Origin of the sequence: Pseudomonas sp. A2, assembly GCF_023100865.1 — a bacterium.
GTDB lineage: Bacteria > Pseudomonadota > Gammaproteobacteria > Pseudomonadales > Pseudomonadaceae > Aquipseudomonas > Aquipseudomonas asiatica.
This window is the reverse complement of record NZ_CP039127.1, coordinates 5,765,049-5,781,491: the sequence shown is the minus strand read 5'-3', so window position 1 is coordinate 5,781,491 and position 16,443 is coordinate 5,765,049. Positions and strand designations below refer to the sequence as shown.

Annotated in this window: 15 protein-coding genes; 9 read left to right on the top strand and 6 right to left on the bottom strand. The window is 62.1% G+C overall.

What is annotated here, in order from left to right; translation table 11 throughout:
* The first annotated feature begins 15 nt into the window (after positions 1–15).
* Both E5221_RS26665 and E5221_RS26660 read left to right on the top strand, forming a co-directional pair.
* On the top strand, positions 16–1,041 hold the full coding sequence (locus E5221_RS26665) for a putative 2-aminoethylphosphonate ABC transporter substrate-binding protein (protein ID WP_015272178.1): 1,026 nt from the start codon (positions 16–18) through the stop codon (positions 1,039–1,041).
* A 114-nt stretch (positions 1,042–1,155) separates the two neighbouring features.
* Entirely contained in the window at positions 1,156–1,704 is a 549-nt protein-coding gene (locus tag E5221_RS26660) for a phosphonate degradation HD-domain oxygenase (RefSeq protein WP_024087867.1), read from the top strand.
* A 125-nt stretch (positions 1,705–1,829) separates the two neighbouring features.
* Here the strand turns inward: E5221_RS26660 and E5221_RS26655 are convergent, their stop codons facing one another.
* Positions 1,830–3,194 (bottom strand): GTPase/DUF3482 domain-containing protein, encoded by a 1,365-nt coding sequence (locus tag E5221_RS26655; RefSeq protein ID WP_061550299.1) that lies wholly within the window; start codon positions 3,192–3,194, stop codon positions 1,830–1,832.
* Positions 3,187–4,578, bottom strand: a complete 1,392-nt coding sequence (locus E5221_RS26650; RefSeq protein ID WP_247846684.1) for a DUF2868 domain-containing protein — start codon at positions 4,576–4,578, stop codon at positions 3,187–3,189. Before E5221_RS26650 ends, E5221_RS26655 begins: the two co-directional genes overlap by 8 nt.
* A 54-nt stretch (positions 4,579–4,632) precedes the next feature.
* Between E5221_RS26650 and E5221_RS26645 the strand changes: the two genes are divergently transcribed.
* Entirely contained in the window at positions 4,633–5,148 is a 516-nt protein-coding gene (locus tag E5221_RS26645; RefSeq protein ID WP_039612552.1) for a dihydrofolate reductase, read from the top strand.
* Positions 5,149–5,289: 141 nt separating this feature from the next.
* Here the strand turns inward: E5221_RS26645 and E5221_RS26640 are convergent, their stop codons facing one another.
* On the bottom strand, positions 5,290–6,681 hold the full coding sequence (locus E5221_RS26640; protein ID WP_182328837.1) for an L-cystine transporter: 1,392 nt from the start codon (positions 6,679–6,681) through the stop codon (positions 5,290–5,292).
* 244 nt (positions 6,682–6,925) lie between these two features.
* Between E5221_RS26640 and E5221_RS26635 the strand changes: the two genes are divergently transcribed.
* The 4 genes from E5221_RS26635 (at position 6,926) to E5221_RS26620 (ending at position 10,384) form a co-directional block, all read left to right on the top strand.
* Entirely contained in the window at positions 6,926–7,981 is a 1,056-nt protein-coding gene (locus tag E5221_RS26635; protein ID WP_182328838.1) for a haloacid dehalogenase-like hydrolase, read from the top strand.
* A gap of 98 nt (positions 7,982–8,079) precedes the next feature.
* Positions 8,080–8,658: a DarT ssDNA thymidine ADP-ribosyltransferase family protein gene (locus E5221_RS26630; protein WP_182328839.1), complete on the top strand. Its 579-nt coding sequence runs from the start codon at positions 8,080–8,082 to the stop codon at positions 8,656–8,658.
* Positions 8,655–9,296 (top strand): DUF4433 domain-containing protein, encoded by a 642-nt coding sequence (locus tag E5221_RS26625; RefSeq protein WP_135001746.1) that lies wholly within the window; start codon positions 8,655–8,657, stop codon positions 9,294–9,296. Before E5221_RS26630 ends, E5221_RS26625 begins: the two co-directional genes overlap by 4 nt.
* Positions 9,296–10,384, top strand: coding sequence for a macro domain-containing protein (locus E5221_RS26620; RefSeq protein ID WP_182328840.1), 1,089 nt, complete (start codon positions 9,296–9,298; stop codon positions 10,382–10,384). The genes E5221_RS26625 and E5221_RS26620 overlap by 1 nt, the downstream gene beginning before the upstream one ends.
* Before the next feature lie 63 nt (positions 10,385–10,447).
* Here E5221_RS26620 and ilvD read toward each other — a convergent pair whose 3' ends face one another.
* The 3 genes from ilvD to E5221_RS26605 all read right to left on the bottom strand — a co-directional run bounded on the left by ilvD (position 10,448) and on the right by E5221_RS26605 (position 14,499).
* Positions 10,448–12,289: a dihydroxy-acid dehydratase gene (gene ilvD, locus E5221_RS26615; RefSeq protein ID WP_025340988.1), complete on the bottom strand. Its 1,842-nt coding sequence runs from the start codon at positions 12,287–12,289 to the stop codon at positions 10,448–10,450.
* Between the two features lie 271 nt (positions 12,290–12,560).
* Entirely contained in the window at positions 12,561–13,757 is a 1,197-nt protein-coding gene (locus E5221_RS26610) for a class I SAM-dependent rRNA methyltransferase (protein ID WP_013974648.1), read from the bottom strand.
* Positions 13,758–13,959: 202 nt separating this feature from the next.
* Complete coding sequence (locus E5221_RS26605; RefSeq protein ID WP_247846683.1) at positions 13,960–14,499, bottom strand: type 1 glutamine amidotransferase domain-containing protein; 540 nt, start codon at positions 14,497–14,499, stop codon at positions 13,960–13,962.
* A 191-nt stretch (positions 14,500–14,690) separates the two neighbouring features.
* On the opposite strand from E5221_RS26605, the gene E5221_RS26600 reads away from it, so the two are divergent.
* Positions 14,691–15,509 carry an HDOD domain-containing protein gene (locus E5221_RS26600; protein WP_177328634.1) on the top strand — a complete coding sequence of 273 codons (819 nt, stop codon included), beginning with the start codon at positions 14,691–14,693 and terminating at the stop codon, positions 15,507–15,509.
* Positions 15,510–15,512: 3 nt separating this feature from the next.
* On the top strand, positions 15,513–16,325 hold the full coding sequence (mutM, locus tag E5221_RS26595; protein WP_010955661.1) for a bifunctional DNA-formamidopyrimidine glycosylase/DNA-(apurinic or apyrimidinic site) lyase: 813 nt from the start codon (positions 15,513–15,515) through the stop codon (positions 16,323–16,325).
* The last annotated feature ends 118 nt before the right edge of the window (positions 16,326–16,443 follow it).

The window sequence follows — 16,443 nt, the reverse complement described above, 5'->3', positions numbered from 1 at the left end:
GTAAGGAACCTACCCATGTACAAGCACCTTGCACTTGCCGCTGCCGTTTCCGCCGTGTTCAGCCTGCAGGCTTCGGCCGCTGGCACCCAGCTGACGGTCTACACCGCCCTGGAAGCCGAACAGCTGAAGAGCTACAAGCAGGCGTTCGAGAAGGCCAACCCGGACATCGAGATCAAGTGGGTTCGTGACTCTACCGGCATCATCACCGCCAAGCTGCTGGCCGAGAAAGACCGCCCGCAAGCCGACGCAGTGTGGGGCCTGGCTGCTTCCAGCCTGGCTATCCTCGACCAGAACGGCATGCTCGAAGCCTACGCACCGAAGGACCTGGGCAAGATTGCCGCCAATTACCGCGATGCTGCCAACCCGCCAGCCTGGGTCGGTATGGACGTTTGGGCCGCGACCATCTGCTTCAATACCATCGAGGCCGAGAAACAGGGCCTGAGCAAGCCGGTGAGCTGGCAGGACCTGACCAAGCCCGAGTACAAGGGCAAGATCGTCATGCCGAACCCGGCTTCGTCCGGCACCGGCTTCCTGGATGTCAGTGCCTGGCTGCAGACCTTTGGCGAGCCACAGGGTTGGGCGTACATGGATGCACTGCACCAGAACATCGGCCAGTACGTTCATTCCGGTTCCAAGCCGTGCAAGCTTGCCGCAGCGGGTGAATTCCCGATCGGTATCTCGTTCGAGTACCCGGCCGTGCAGCTCAAGCGCCAGGGCGCGCCGCTGGACATCGTGCTGCCGAAGGAAGGCCTGGGCTGGGAGATCGAGGCGACTGCGGTGATCAAAGGTTCGCCAAAAGCGGATGCGGCCAGGCGCCTGGCTGATTTCTCGGCAAGCCCGGCGGCCATGGAGCTGTACAAGGAGAACTTCGCCGTGCTGGCTGCCCCGGGTATTGCCAAGCCGCAGACCGAACTGCCGGCGGACTATGAACAGCGCCTGATCAAGAACGACTTTGCCTGGGCCTCGAAGAACCGTGACCAGATCCTGGCCGAGTGGCGCAAGCGCTATGACGGCAAGTCGGAGAAGGTGGCTCAGCAGTAACCTGCACCGGCCTCTTCGCAGCACAAGGCTGCTCCTACGGGGCGGCGACAACCTGTAGGAGCAGCCTTGTGCTGCGAAGAAGCCACCACCCAATCAAGCCAGGAGAAGACGGTGATGCCAACCCCAGCCCAGATCATTGACAGTACCTTCGCGCTGTACGAACGCCACGGCAGTGACGACTACATCGGCGAAGCGATCACCCAGCTCGAACACATGTCCCAGGCCGCGCAACTGGCCATGGCCGAAGGCTTCGACGACGAAGTGGTGCTGGCGGCGTTCTTCCACGACATCGGCCACCTGTGCGGCGGTGACGCGAGCATGGGCGGCTATGGCGTGGTCAGCCATGAGCGCATCGGCGCTGAGTATTTACGCCGCTGTGGCTTCGGCGAACGCATGGCGCGGCTGGTGCAGTATCACGTGGAGGCCAAGCGCTACCTGACTTTGCGCCAGCCTGGGTATTACCAGAGGTTGAGTGAAGCGAGCCGGCGGACCTTGGAGTATCAGGGGGGCGTGATGAGCGAGGACGAGGCGGATGTGTTCGAGCGGGATCCGCTGTTCGAGGTGAGCTTGCGGATGAGGGAGTGGGATGAGCGGGCCAAAGTGGTCGGGGTGGCGGTGATTGACCTGGATGGGTTGAAGCGGAAGGCTTTGGCATTACTTTGAGATGTGGGCTGCCTGTGCGGGCCTATTCGCGGGTGAACCCGCTCCCACAGGAATAGTGCACATCTCAACGAATGTGAGATACCTGTGGGAGCGGGTTTACCCGCGAAGAGGCCAGACCTGCTTGATCAAAACTGTGAAACCAGCGCCTCCAGCTGTTCCTGCCGCTCAGCCTGGTTCAGCTTCGCCCCAGGGTTGAGGGTGGACCACTGCGGATGTGCCCGCGCCTTGCTCAGCGCCTCCGGCAACTTGCCCTCCCGCCAGGCCTTCTCATCCAGCTCCCCCAGCCGAATGCTGTCCTGCGCCGCATGCCCGCGGTTTTCCAGCGCCACCATCAACTGCTGCTGACGCAAAGCCAACAAGCGCAACACCGTATCGTCCACCGTCAGCTCGCGCTTGCCCTTGAGCTTACCCATCAGCCGCGACCCATAGTTGCGCGCCGTCTGCAGCGCGCCGCCGGCAATTGCCCCGGCCAGGGCGGCAGCCCCCAGTGTCAGGCCGCCGACCAGCAGGTCCACCCCGGCACCCGCCGCAGCACCGGCGGCCACACCGCTGCCCAAACGCACGCCCAGCAGCTTCAAGGTTTCGGGATTGAACAGGTCATCGCCCCAACGGCCATCCAGTAACGGCAGGTCGCTGGCATGGGCGTCCTCGCGGCGGAAGGCATACAGCTTGAGCAGTGCCTCGACACAGCGCTGTTCGCGCTGGCGCACCTCTTGCCGCAATGCCTCGATGGCCCGGGCTTCGGCAGCCGGCTCGGCCTCGACGCTGCGCCGGCAGGCGGCGCAGTCCAGCAGCAGCTCGGCAATCAGGCGCTTGCCGCTGTGGCGGCGTGCCAGGCGCTGTGCCTGCTGGTCGTCGATCAGCCGCTGCAGGGCCGGGCGGGCGTCTTCCAGCAGCAGGGCCAGGCTTTCGTACAACCGGCGCTCGCCATCCTCTGGCGGGGCCACGCTGTCGAACCGCACCAACGCGTGAAGCCCAAGCCTGGCAAGGGCTTCACGCCATTGCGGCTCGCGGTGCTGGTGGCTGGCGACGAAATTGAGCACCGGTAGCAGCGGCTTGCCGCAGCTGGCCAGCACTTCCAGTTCGTCGCGGTATTTGGCCAGCACTGGTTCGCGGGCGTCGATCACATACAAGCCGGCATTGCTGGCCAGCAGCTGGCGTAGCACCTTGGCCTCCTGCTCGAAACGCTGGCGTGCCTCGCTGCCTTGCAGAAAGCGCTCGAGGCGGGCCGGGCCGTCCAGGCGCTCGCCCGGGCGCTCCAGGCGTTCGAGATAGTCGAGCAGGGCAATGGCGTCTTCCAGGCCAGGGGTGTCATACAACTCGAGCAAGGGTTCGCCGTCCACGGACAGCCGCGCACCTTCCACATGGCGGGTGGTGCTGGGGCGGTGGGAAACTTCGCCAAAGCCGACGTCACGGGTCAGGGTGCGCAGCAGCGAGGTCTTGCCGACGTTGGTGTGGCCGACCACGGCCAGTTTCAGCGGCTCAGTCATGGCCATGCTCCAGCCAGGTCAGCGGTGAGGTATCGGCATGCGCCAGGCCAAGGCGGTCGAGGGCTTCGTGCCAGTCGCCCAGACGCTGGGCGTTCAGGGCCTCGCCCGGTACGGCCTGCAGTAGCCATATACGGGTGGCACCGGCGTTGCGTGCCAGTTCGGCGAGCAACGCCAGGCTGCCACGATCGGGAGAGCGGCGCGGGTCGCAAGCGATGGCCAGGCGTGCTGGCGGGAAACGGCTGAGCTGTTCCAGCAGGCGGTTACGCGATTCGCGGCTATCGAGAACGCCGGCACTGGTTACGCTTTTTGGCAGCGCGGGTGGCCAGGGATGCTGGTCGTCCAGCTCCAGGCCGACCAGCAGGGCACCGCTGCTGCCGCTTTCCAGCTGGCCAGCGGCAAACTGCGGCAAGACCTCGGGCGCGGCATCCTGGACGCCAATGCGTTCGCTGCGCGGCATCAGCGCTTCACGCAGCTGCGCGTAGCCGGGCAGGCTGAGGTCCAGCGCCAGGCGTTGGCGGCCTTGAAGCCAGCGCCACAGACACAGCCCGGCCAGCAGCAGACGCGGCAGCAGGCCGTACACCAGCACCACGCCAAGCAGCCAGCTGGCCCAGGCCTGGCGCGCCAGGTTCAGGGCCGGCTGGCTGTCGCCGCTGGCGCGGATCATGGCCTCGTCGGGTACCGTGAAGCCCAGCAACGAGGGCAGCGCGCCCAAGGCCTGGGTCAGGTGGATGAACGGGTCGGCGGCGAGCAGGGTGGTCTCCCAGACAAAGCCATAGCGCCGGGTCGCCAGCAAGGCCAGCAGCATGCCCAGTGCGGTAATCATCGCCAGCAGCCACAGGCCATGCACCAGCAGGCCGAGCAGCCAGCGGTTCAGGCGCTGACGTTGCAGCAGCACCAGCAGCGCCGGTGCCAGGTGCGCGGCCTTGGCGTCACGGGCAAAGCGTTCGCTCAGCCACAGCCACAAACGGCCCAGCCCCGCGCCATGCTCGCCGCTCAGGGCAAAGCCGATGGCCCAGCCCAGCAGCATCAGCAGGTTCAGCCCGAGCAGGCTGCCGAGGGCCCAGAACACATTCACCGGGCGCTGCCCGTCGCTCAAGGCGGCCAGGGCCAACCCTGCGCCGCTGAGCACGGCCAGCACCAGCAAGGCCAGCAGCGCCAGGCGTGCGCCCTGTTTCCAGTGGCGCAGGGCGGTGGTGATGCCGTCGCGTTCGGCCAGGAACAGGGCACGGGTTTCGATGCGGGCCGCCAGGTCACCGCCTGCCTGGCGGGCGCGGCGGTTGGCTTCCTGGTCCTCCAGGGGGCCGGCATGTTCCTCGCGCAGGCGTACCGCTTCGGTGAGCCAGCGCTTGTCCAGTGAAGTGGGTGCAGTCACAAGGTCTTCCATTGCACAGGTCAGGGCAGAAGCATAACCCACACGCCCGGTGCTATCCTCGCTGGCATGAATACATCACTCCCCCTCAGCCTGATCGCGGCTCACGCCGAGAACCGCGTGATCGGCATCGACAACTCCATGCCCTGGCATCTGCCGGGGGACTTCAAGTACTTCAAGGCCACTACCCTGGGCAAGCCGATCATCATGGGGCGCAAGACCTGGGACTCGCTGGGCAGGCCATTGCCCGGGCGGTTGAATATCGTCGTCAGCCGGCAGGCCGGGCTGGAACTGGCGGGGGCCGAGGTGTTTGGCTCGCTGGAAGAGGCGCTGGTGCGGGCCGAGCAGTGGGCGCGTGAGCAGGGCGTTGATGAGCTTATGCTGATTGGCGGGGCGCAGCTGTATGGGCAGGCGCTGGAGAAAGGGCTGGTCAGCCGCATGTACCTGACGCGGGTCGAGTTGTCGCCGGAAGGGGATGCGTGGTTCCCTGAGTTCGATCGGGGGCAGTGGAAGCGGGTATCGAGCGAGGCGCAGGCTGAGGAAGGCAAGCCTGGGTATCATTTCGAGGTCTGGGACAAGGTTTGAGATTGCCGGGGCTGCCTTGCAGCCCTTTCCGACCGGTCCGGCGCCCCGGCAAGGCCGCTCCCACATTGATCGGCGTACGCGGGACCATTGTAGGAGCGGGCTTGTGTCGCGACAGGGGCGCAACGCGCCCCCGGCAATCTGTCAGGAATGACTCAGCTCGGCATGTTCATCGCCAGCCAGCACATCCTTGTCGGTCTCTTTCAGCAGTTGGCTGGTCACCACCCCTGCGGTCATCGAACCGTTCACGTTCAACGCCGTTCGGCCCATGTCGATCAGCGGCTCCACCGAAATCAGCAACGCCACCAGCTCCACCGGCAAGCCCATGGCCGGCAGCACGATCAGTGCGGCGAAAGTTGCACCGCCACCTACGCCGGCAACACCTGCCGAACTCAGGGTGACGATGGCCACCAGGGTGGCGATCCACAGCGGGTCGAAGGTATCGATGCCCACCGCCGGCGCCACCATCACCGCCAACATGGCGGGATAGAGGCCGGCGCAGCCGTTCTGGCCAATGGTGGTACCGAACGATGCGCTGAAGCTGGCAATCGACTGCGGTACGCCCAGGCGGCGGGTTTGCGCTTCGATGTTCAGCGGAATGCTGGCGGCGCTGGAGCGGCTGGTGAAGGCGAAGGTCAGCACCGGCCACACCTTGCGGAAGAAGCGCAGCGGGCTCACGCCGGTGGCGGCGAGGATAATGCCGTGCACCACGAACATCAGCGCCAGGCCCAGGTACGACACCACCACGAAGCTGCCCAGCTTGAGGATGTCTTCCATGTTCGAGCTGGCCACCACCTTGGTCATCAGCGCCAGTACGCCATACGGGGTCAACTTCATTACCACCCGCACCAGGCGCATCACCCAGGCCTGCAGGGTGTCGATGGCCGACAGTGCGCGCTCGCCTTTCTCGGCATCGTCCTTGATCAGCTGCAGCGCGGCCAGGCCGAGGAACACGGCAAAGATCACCACGCTGATGATCGAGGTCGGCTTGGCCCGTGCCAGGTCACCTACCGGGTTGCTGGGGATGAACGACAGCAGCAATTGCGGGATGTTGAGGTCGGCGACCTTGCCGGCATAGTCGCTGTGGATAACCTGCATGCGCGCGCTTTCCTGCGCGCCGGCCACCAGGCCTTCGGCGCTCAGGCCGAACAGGTTGGTCAGGACGATGCCGATCAACGCGGCGATGGCGGTGGTCAGCAGCAGGGTGCCAATGCTCAGCACACTGATGCGGCCCAGTGACGAGGCATTGTGCAGGCGAGCCACGGCACTGAGGATCGAGGCGAAGATCAGCGGCATGACGATCATCTGCAACAGGCCGACGTAGCCGTTGCCGACCAGGTCGAGCCAGCTGATGGTGGCCTTGAGTACGGGGTGGCCAGCGCCATAGACGGTATGCAGGATCAGGCCGAACACCACGCCCAGCACCAGGCCCAGCAATACTTTCCTGGCCAGGCTCCAGTCGGTGCGGCGGGTTTGTGCCAGGCCCAGCAACAGGGCCAGGAACGCCAGCAGGTTAAGGGACAGCGGCAGGTTCATTGAAGCTCCAGCAGAAAAAAGCAGAAGAGGCATCGCCTCTGTGAGCGATTGCGAACGGAAATGCTAACAGGCTGAAAACAAACGAATTTATACCCAAATGGAATGTGCATAGTCGTTTATGGAATAACGGCGTGTCGCGGATTGCAATGAACACGGCGTTTGCAGCTGCATGGAGGTCGTTATCAAGGGCTGCCGGCGGGGATTGTTGCACTAGCGTTTCTGGGTCATTTCAGGAGATTCGTACATGAAGTTCGCTCCGAAAGCCGTCGCCATCGGCCTGTCCCTGCTGTTCAGTATCGAAACCTTCGCCACCGAGCTCAAGCACTGGCCCGCCGAGGCAGCCAGGCAGCTCGACGGCATGATTGCCGCCAATGCCAACAAGGGTAACTACGCGGTGTTCGACATGGACAACACCAGCTACCGCTACGACCTTGAAGAAGCCTTGCTGCCGTTCATGGAAAACAAGGGCCTGCTGAGCCGCGACAAGCTCGACCCCTCGTTGAAGCTGATGCCGTTCAAGGACACCGCCGAGCACAAGGAAAGCCTGTTCAGTTACTACTACCGGCTGTGCGAAGTGGACGACATGGTCTGCTACCCGTGGGTGGCCCAGGTGTTCTCCGGCTTTACCCTGCAGGAGCTGAAGGTGCAGGTGGATGAGCTGATGGCCTCCGGCAAACCGATCCCGGCCACCTATTACGAAGGGGACCAGGTCAAGGCCATCGAGGTACAGCCGCCCAAGGTCTTCAAGGGCCAGGCCGAGCTGTACAACAAGCTGATGGAGAACGGTATCGAGGTCTATGTGATTTCCGCTGCTTCCGAGGAGCTGGTGCGCATGGTCGCGTCGGACCCCAAGTACGGTTACAACGTGAAGCCGCAGAATGTGATTGGCGTGAGCCTGTTGCTGAAGGACCGCGTCAGCGGCCAGTTGACCACCGCGCGCAAGCAGATCAGCGCCGGGCACTATGATGCCAAGGCCAACGTGGGGCTGGAGCTGACCCCGTACCTGTGGACCCCGGCCACCTGGATGGCAGGCAAGCAGGCGGCGATCCTGACCTATATCGATGAGTGGAAGAAACCGGTGCTGGTGGGGGGCGATACGCCGACCAGTGATGGCTACATGCAGTTTCATGGGGTGGATGTGGGCAAAGGTGGCATCCACCTGTGGATAAACCGCAAGGCCAAGTACATGGACCAGATGAACGGGATGATTGCCAGGAATGCCGCGGCGCAGGCCAAGGAAGGGCTGCCGGTGACGGCGGACAAGAACTGGGTGATCGTGACGCCGGAGCAGATTCAGTAGTGATGCTATTTCGCTCGAATGCTGGTCAATCCTGGCAGAGATGGATCCAATGACTACGCTTGATGGCGTATGGATATCATTTCTGCCAGAGGTTTTCAGTGGCTATTCGAGATCAACAATTCATCTACCACCTGACAAGCGTGGGGAATGTACCCTCCATCATGCGGCGCGGTTTGCTTCCGAGAGCCCAGTTGAACGGAGGCTTCACTGACATCGCTGATCCTGAGATTATCGAAGGCCGACGAGGTGAGGCTCTTGAACAGTTTGTGCCATTTCACTGGTTTGCAAAAAACCCCTTCGATGGCAGAGTGCATCAGGATCGACCGGGCGAGCGTTTTGTGCTGATTGCCGTGGCTCGAGAGCATGCTCGCCAGTCTAACTGGCGCGTGATACCAAGGCATCCGTTGGCAGGTGGCGTTTTTGAGTTGCTGGATTACGAAGCTGGGTTTGGCGCAATTGATTGGGACATGATGGAGCGACGAGAGTATCGTGAGCCTTTGTGCAAGCATGTCTGCATGGCTGAGTGCTTAGCTCCGGGTCCAGTACTGGCGACCCATTTTGCCAAAATTTATACGCCATCACCTGAAGTCCAGCAGTCCGTCGTTCGGGAGGCTAGGGGGGCAGGGATGGGCAATCTGTGGGTCGACTCGAATCCAAACATGTTCCCACCTAGATGATTTATACCAGTCTTAACCCATCCAAAGCGCTGATCTGGCGAATTGTTCATCGCGATAACCTGCCGTGGCTTCTGGACCATGGGTTGCATGCGGTCTCCTCCGGGAGGCTGTCCAACGCTTACGTTGGGATCGGCAATCCTGATCTGATCAGCAAGCGAGCTCAACGCAACGTGCCTATTGAACCCAACGGAACACTTGCAGACTATGTGCCTTTCTACTTCACTCCGTTTTCGGTGATGATGAAGAACATCCACTCGGGTTGGAGTGTTCAGCAGCGGCGGAACGAAGAGATCGTGATTCTTGTCTCCAGCCTGTACCATGCCCAATCGCTGGGCCTGCGTTTTGTGTTCACAGATGCCCATGCTTACCCGCATTGGGCCGGCTACTACAGCGATCTCGCGCAGCTGGACAAAATCGATTGGGAGATTCTGCAACGCAGGGACTTCAAGCGTGATCCTGATGACCCTCGAAAAATGGAGCGTTATCAGGCTGAGGCCCTTATCTATGGACATGTCCCGGTCGCTGGCCTTTTGGGAATTGTCTGCTACAACGAAGCTTTGAAGAGTCGTGTCGACAAGGAGGTTCAGCAACGTCAGCTGGATCTCCCCGTGCATGCTCGTCCTGGGTGGTACTTCTGATGATCCGCTTCATGCAAGGTAACCTGCTGGAGGCCAAGGCCGACGCGCTGGTTAATACAGTCAACACCGTAGGGGTGATGGGAAAAGGCATCGCGCTAATGTTTAAGGAGCGCTTTGTCGAAAACTATCGCCAGTACGCTGCTGCCTGCAAAGCGAAAGAAGTAATTACCGGAAAGATGTTTGTTACGGAAGTGTGCGAGCTGGACGGGCCGCGATGGATTGTGAATTTCCCTACCAAGCGGCATTGGCGTTCACCTTCACAAATTGGTTGGATCATTGACGGGTTGCATGACCTGCGCCGCTTTATTATTGAGAACCAGGTGGCTTCGATCGCTATCCCTCCTCTTGGCGCAGGCAATGGAGGATTGCCTTGGACTGCGGTGCGCGAGCAGATTGAGGGTATTCTGGATGATTTGAGTGCCGATATTCTCGTTTTCGAACCCACTGGAAATTACCAAAACGTATCCAAGCGCAGTGGTGTTGAGACGTTGACCCCTGCTCGTGCATTGATCGCAGAACTGGTGCGCCGTTATTGGGTATTGGGCATGGAGTGCAGCTTGCTTGAGATCCAGAAGCTAGCCTGGTTTCTGGAGCGATCAATTGAGCAATTCACCCCGGGCATCAATCCACTGGAGTTGAAATTTGTCGCTCATAAATATGGCCCTTACGCCAACCGTCTTGAGCACCTTCTAGACAATCTGGACGGAAGCTATTTGCACTGCGGAAAGCGGATTAGCGACGCAGGTCCTCTCGATGTGATTTGGTTCGATGAGGGGCGCAAAACATTTGTGCAGGCGTATTTGAACAGTGAAGCCAAAGCCTATTTGCCTGCGCTGGAGTTTACTGCTGATTTGATCGATGGCTTCGAGTCTCCATTTGGAATGGAGCTTCTGGCTACGGTTGACTGGCTATTGTATGAAGAGGGTGTTGAGCCGACAGTCCCAGCAGTTCGAGAACACCTCAAGAAATGGTCGGGAGGGGCAGGTGCTGCTGTACGGAAAAGCAGATTGTTTGATGATGAGTCACTTGGAATAGCTCTTCAAAAGCTATCAGTATTTCGCTCGGGTACAGTTTCTCCGCTTCATTGAAACTAACGACTAAATCACAAAAGAACCGGCGCACTAGGCGCCGGTTTTTATGCCTTCAGAAAATCAAAGCCCTTCCAGCATCGCCTTGTTACGCACAGCACCCTTGTCGGCACTGGTCGCCAGCAGGGCATAGGCCTTCAGCGCGGTGGTCACCTTGCGTGGGCGTACTTCAGCCGGTTTCCAGCCCTTCTTGTCCTGCTCGACACGGCGCTCGGCCAGCTCTTCGTCGCTGACCTGCAGGTTGATCGAACGATTCGGGATGTCGATCAGCACCTTGTCGCCGTCGCGCACCAAGCCGATAGCACCGCCAGCGGCAGCTTCCGGCGATGCGTGGCCGATCGACAGGCCCGAGGTGCCGCCCGAGAAGCGGCCGTCGGTGAGCAGGGCGCAAGCCTTGCCCAGGCCCTTGGACTTCAGGTACGAGGTCGGGTACAGCATTTCCTGCATGCCCGGGCCACCTTTCGGGCCTTCGTAGCGGATGATCACGATGTCGCCGGCCTTCACTTCGTCGGCGAGGATGCCGCGTACGGCGCTGTCCTGGCTCTCGAAGATCTTCGCGGTGCCTTCGAACACCAGGATCGACTCGTCGACACCGGCGGTTTTCACCACGCAGCCATCCAGCGCGATGTTACCGTACAGCACGGCCAGGCCGCCTTCCTGCGAATAGGCGTGCTCGACACTGCGGATGCAGCCGTTCTCACGGTCGTCATCCAGGGATTCCCAACGGGTCGACTGGCTGAATGCCGTCTGGGTCGGGATGCCGGCAGGGCCGGCCTTGAAGAAGGTGTGCACGGCTTCGTCATCGGTCTGGGTGATGTCCCACTTGGCGATGGCTTCTTCCATGCTGCGGCTGTGCACGGTCGGCAGGTCGGTATGCAGCAGGCCGCCACGGGCCAGCGAGCCGAGGATGCTGAAGATGCCGCCGGCACGGTGCACGTCTTCCATGTGATATTTCTGAATGTTCGGCGCAACCTTGCACAGCTGCGGCACCTTGCGCGACAGGCGGTCGATGTCGCGCAGGTCGAACGCCACCTCGGCTTCCTGGGCGGCAGCCAGCAGGTGCAGGATGGTGTTGGTCGAGCCGCCCATGGCGATGTCGAGCATCATGGCGTTCTCGAACGCCTTGAAGTTGGCGATGTTGCGCGGCAGTACCGACTCATCGTTCTCGCCGTAGTAGCGCTTGCACAGCTCGACGATGGTGCGGCCGGCAGTGAGGAACAACTGCTCGCGGTCGGCGTGGGTGGCCAGGGTCGAACCGTTGCCCGGCAGGGCCAGGCCCAGGGCTTCGGTCAGGCAGTTCATCGAGTTGGCGGTGAACATGCCGGAGCACGAACCGCAGGTAGGGCAGGCGCTGCGCTCGTATTCGGCGACTTTTTCGTCGGAAGCCGAGGAGTCGGCGGCAATGACCATGGCGTCGACCAGGTCCAGGCCGTGGCTGGCCAGCTTGGTCTTGCCGGCTTCCATCGGGCCGCCGGAGACGAAGATTACCGGGATGTTCAGGCGCAGGGCGGCCATCAGCATGCCGGGGGTGATCTTGTCGCAGTTGGAGATGCACACGATGGCGTCGGCGCAATGGGCGTTGACCATGTACTCCACGGCGTCGGCGATGATCTCGCGGCTTGGCAGCGAGTAGAGCATGCCGTCGTGGCCCATGGCGATGCCGTCATCGACCGCGATGGTGTTGAATTCCTTGGCCACGCCACCGGCGCGTTCGATTTCGCGGGCGACCAGCTGGCCCAGGTCCTTCAGGTGCACGTGGCCCGGGACGAACTGGGTGAACGAGTTGGCGATGGCGATGATCGGTTTCTTGAAATCTTCGTCCTTCATCCCGGTGGCGCGCCACAGGGCACGGGCGCCGGCCATGTTGCGGCCTTGGGTGGAAGTCTTGGAACGATAATCAGGCATGAAACACTCCTGGCGGCTTAATCAGGTCACAAAAAGGGGAGTGAGCTTCTCTTGTCCTTTGTACCGCAGGCCGGTTGCCACTGGCACGGATGGGGCCGAAGACCGCGCGGGATCGCCGCGTGCTTGGGCAGAGCTCATAAACCCGCCGGGGATGACTGGCGATGAATAGGCCGATTCTACACCGCTGGCGCGGCGAGGGAATGCAGATGTGGATAGCTGGCGGGGAGATTGCAGCAGGAAAGGGCCGCTTGGCGGCCCTTTTTAGCGGATATCAGCTGTTTGGCAGCAACCGGCAGGTGATGCTCTTGATGTAGCGGGTTTCGGCGATGGCCGGGTGCACCGGGTGGTCGGGGCCTTGGCCGCCGCGCTCGAGCAACTGCAGGTTGCGGTCCAGGTGACGGGCGCTGGTCAGCAGGATGTTGTGCAGGTCGTCCTCGGGCAGGTGCATCGAGCACGAGGCACTGACCAGGATGCCGTCCTTGGTCAGCATGCGCATGGCCTGTTCGTTCAGGCGGCGGTAGGCCGCTTCGCCGTTCTTCAGGTCTTTCTTGCGCTTGATGAAGGCGGGTGGGTCGGCAATGATCACGTCGAAGCGCTCTTCGGCGGCCTTCAGTTCGCGCAGGGCCTCAAACACATCGCCTTCGATGCAGGTCAGTTTCTCGCTGATGCCGTTCAGGGCGGCGTTACGCTCGACGCCGTCCAGGGCAAAGCCCGAGGCATCGACGCAGAACACTTCGCTGGCGCCGAAGGCACCGGCCTGCACGCCCCAGCCACCGATGTAGCTGAACAGGTCGAGCACGCGCTTGCCTTTCACGTACGGCGCCAGGCGTGCACGGTTCATGCGGTGGTCGTAGAACCAGCCGGTCTTCTGGCCTTCGCGTACCGGGGCTTCGAACTTGACACCGTTTTCTTCCAGCGGCACCCAGTCCGGCACTTCGCCATAGACGGTCTCGACATAGCGCTGCAGGCCTTCGGCGTCACGTGCGGAGGAATCGTTCTTGAACAGGATGCCGCTTGGCTTGAGCACCTGTACCAGGGCTGCAATCACGTCGTCCTTGTGCGCTTCCATGGTGGCGGAGGCCAATTGCACCACGAGGATGTCGAAGAAGCGGTCGACCACCAGGCCTGGCAACAAGTCGGAATCGCCATAGACCAGGCGGTAGCACGGTTGGTCGAACAGGCGCTGGCGCAGCGACAGGGCGACGTTCAGGCGGTGCACCAGCAGCGACTTGTCCAGCGGCAGCTTGGCGTCGCGCGACAGCAGGCGGGCGCAGATCAGGTTGTTCGGGCTCAGTGCGACGATACCCAGCGGCTTGCCGTTGGCCGCCTCGAGAACAGCCTGCTGGCCGGCCTGGAAGCCTTGCAGCGGGGTCGCGCTGACGTCGACTTCGTTGCTGTAGACCCACAGGTGGCCGGCGCGTAGGCGGCGGTCGGCATTGGCTTTGAGGCGTAGGCTGGGCAGGGACATGACGTCGCTCCGGGAAAAAAGAGCGGGATTATAGCCTGTTGCCTGGGCACACGTCCCTTGAAGGAGCGGCCTTGCGTCGCGAAAGGGCTGCGCATCGGTCCCCGGAACTTCAGCAGCGGCGCATAAATTGCCGGGGCCGCTTTGCGGCCCTTTCGCGACACAAGGCCGCTCCTACAGGTCTCGCGTAGGCCAAGAGATGGCGTCAGGCTGCCAATGCCTTGATCAGTTGTTGGTTGAACGCCGGAATGTCGTCGGGTTGGCGGCTGGTGATCAGGTTGCCATCGACTACCACTTCTTCATCCACCCAGTCTCCGCCGGCATTGCGGATGTCGTCCTGCAGGGTCTTGTAGCTGGTCAGCCGCCTGCCCTTGACCAACCCGCAGGACACCAGCAACCAGCTACCATGACAAATCACCGCCAGCGGCTTGCCAGCCGAATCGTGGCTTTTCACCAGTTTCTGCGCAGCGGGAATCAACCGAATCGTGTCAGAGTTTTGCACGCCACCGGGCAGCACCAGGGCATCGTAGAGGTCCAGGTGGGCGCTTTCGAAGGTTGCGTCCACGGCGAATGCGTCGGCCGGCTGGTCGTGGTTCCAGCCGCGTACCGTGCCCTCCTTGTCGCTGAGGATGTCCACCACCGCGCCGCTCTGTTGCAGGGCCTCGCGAGGGCCTGTCAGTTCCACTTGCTCGAAGCCGTCGGTGACCAGGAAAGCCACTCGCTTGCCGTTCAGTTCTGCACTCATGGGCCTTGCTCCTTTCCTTGATGAATATGAGAAAGAGGCCCGCATGGATAAAGTAAAGTTCCGGCGCAACGATTCAGTGGTTGGTCCCTTTCCGGTCTGGAGGGTTAGAATCGCCGGTCCCAAACGAGTGTGCACGTATGTCCCAAGAACTCAGCGCCGAACAGATCCAGCAAGCCTTGCAAGGCATCACCATCCCGCCGCAACCGCAGATCATGGTCGACCTGCAGTTCGAGCAGTACATGCCTGACCCGGACCTGGAAACCATCGCCAAGCTGATTTCCCAGGACCCGGGCCTCTCGGGCGCCTTGCTCAAGCTGGTCAACTCACCGCATTTCGGCCTTTCCAACAAGATCGGTTCGATCCAGCGCGCGGTGAACCTGCTGGGCAGCCGTTCGATCATCAACCTGATCAATGCCCAGTCGATCAAGGGCGAGATGAGCGACGAGACCATCGTTACCCTCAACCGCTTCTGGGACACCGCCCAGGACGTGGCGATGACCTGTCTGACCCTGGCCAAGCGCACCGGCATCCAGGCGGCGGACGAGGCCTATACCCTGGGCCTGTTCCATGACTGTGGCGTGCCGCTGATGCTCAAGCGCTTCCCCGACTACATGGATGTACTGGAAGAGGCCTATGCCAAGTCCGACGAGGAAACCCGCGTGGTCGACACCGAAAACCGCGCGTTCAACACCAATCATTCGGTGGTCGGCTATTTCACTGCCAAATCCTGGCGCCTGCCCGAGCACCTCAGCGCGGCCATTGCCAACCACCACAACGCTCTGGCGGTGTTCCGCGACGAGAGTTCGCGCAATACCCAGAGCCAGCTTAAAAACCTGCTGGCGGTGCTGAAGATGGCCGAGCACATCTGCGCATCGTACCGGGTGCTGGGCAACCAGGCCGTGGACCACGAATGGAATGTGGTCGGCCCGCTGGTGCTCGATTACATCGGCTTGTCGGAATACGATTTCGAGAACCTCAAGCAGAACATTCGCGAGTTGGGCGGGCACTGACACATGCCGGAATTGCCAGAAGTAGAAACCACCCGGCGCGGTATTGCGCCCCACCTGGAAGGCCAGCGCGTCAGCCGGGTGGTGGTACGTGACCGGCGCCTGCGCTGGCCGATTCCGGAAGACCTGGATGTGCGCCTGTCTGGGCAGCGCATCGTCAGTGTCGAGCGGCGCGCCAAGTATCTGTTGATCAATGCCGAGGTTGGCACCCTGATCAGTCACCTGGGCATGTCGGGCAACCTGCGCCTGGTCGAACTGGGCTTGCCGGCGGCCAAGCATGAGCATGTGGATATCGAGCTGGAGTCGGGGTTGATGCTGCGCTACACCGACCCGCGCCGCTTTGGCGCGATGCTGTGGAGCCTGGACCCGCTCAACCACGAACTGCTGCTGCGCCTGGGGCCGGAGCCGCTGACCGACCTGTTCGACGGCGAGCGGCTGTTCCAGCTGTCCCGTGGGCGGTCGATGGCGGTCAAGCCGTTCATCATGGATAACGCGGTAGTGGTGGGGGTGGGCAACATCTACGCCACCGAGGCGCTGTTTGCCGCTGGCATCGACCCCCGTCGGGAAGCGGGCGGGATTTCCCGGGCGCGCTACTTGAAGCTGGCGATCGAGATCAAGCGCGTGCTGGCGGCGGCGATCGAGCAGGGCGGCACCACGCTACGCGACTTCATCGGTGGCGACGGGCAGCCGGGGTACTTCCAGCAGGAATTGTTCGTGTACGGGCGGGGCGGGCAGCCGTGCAAGGTGTGTGGCACGGAGTTGCGCGAGGTGAAGCTGGGGCAGAGGGCGAGTGTGTATTGCCCGCGTTGCCAGCGCTGAGGCAAGTTACTCGGTACCTTGTAGGAGCGGCCTTGTGTCGCGATGGGCCGCGAAACGGCCCCGGCAATTTCTGCCGCTGAGCTGAAATCTGGGGGGCGCTTCGCACCCCATCGCGACA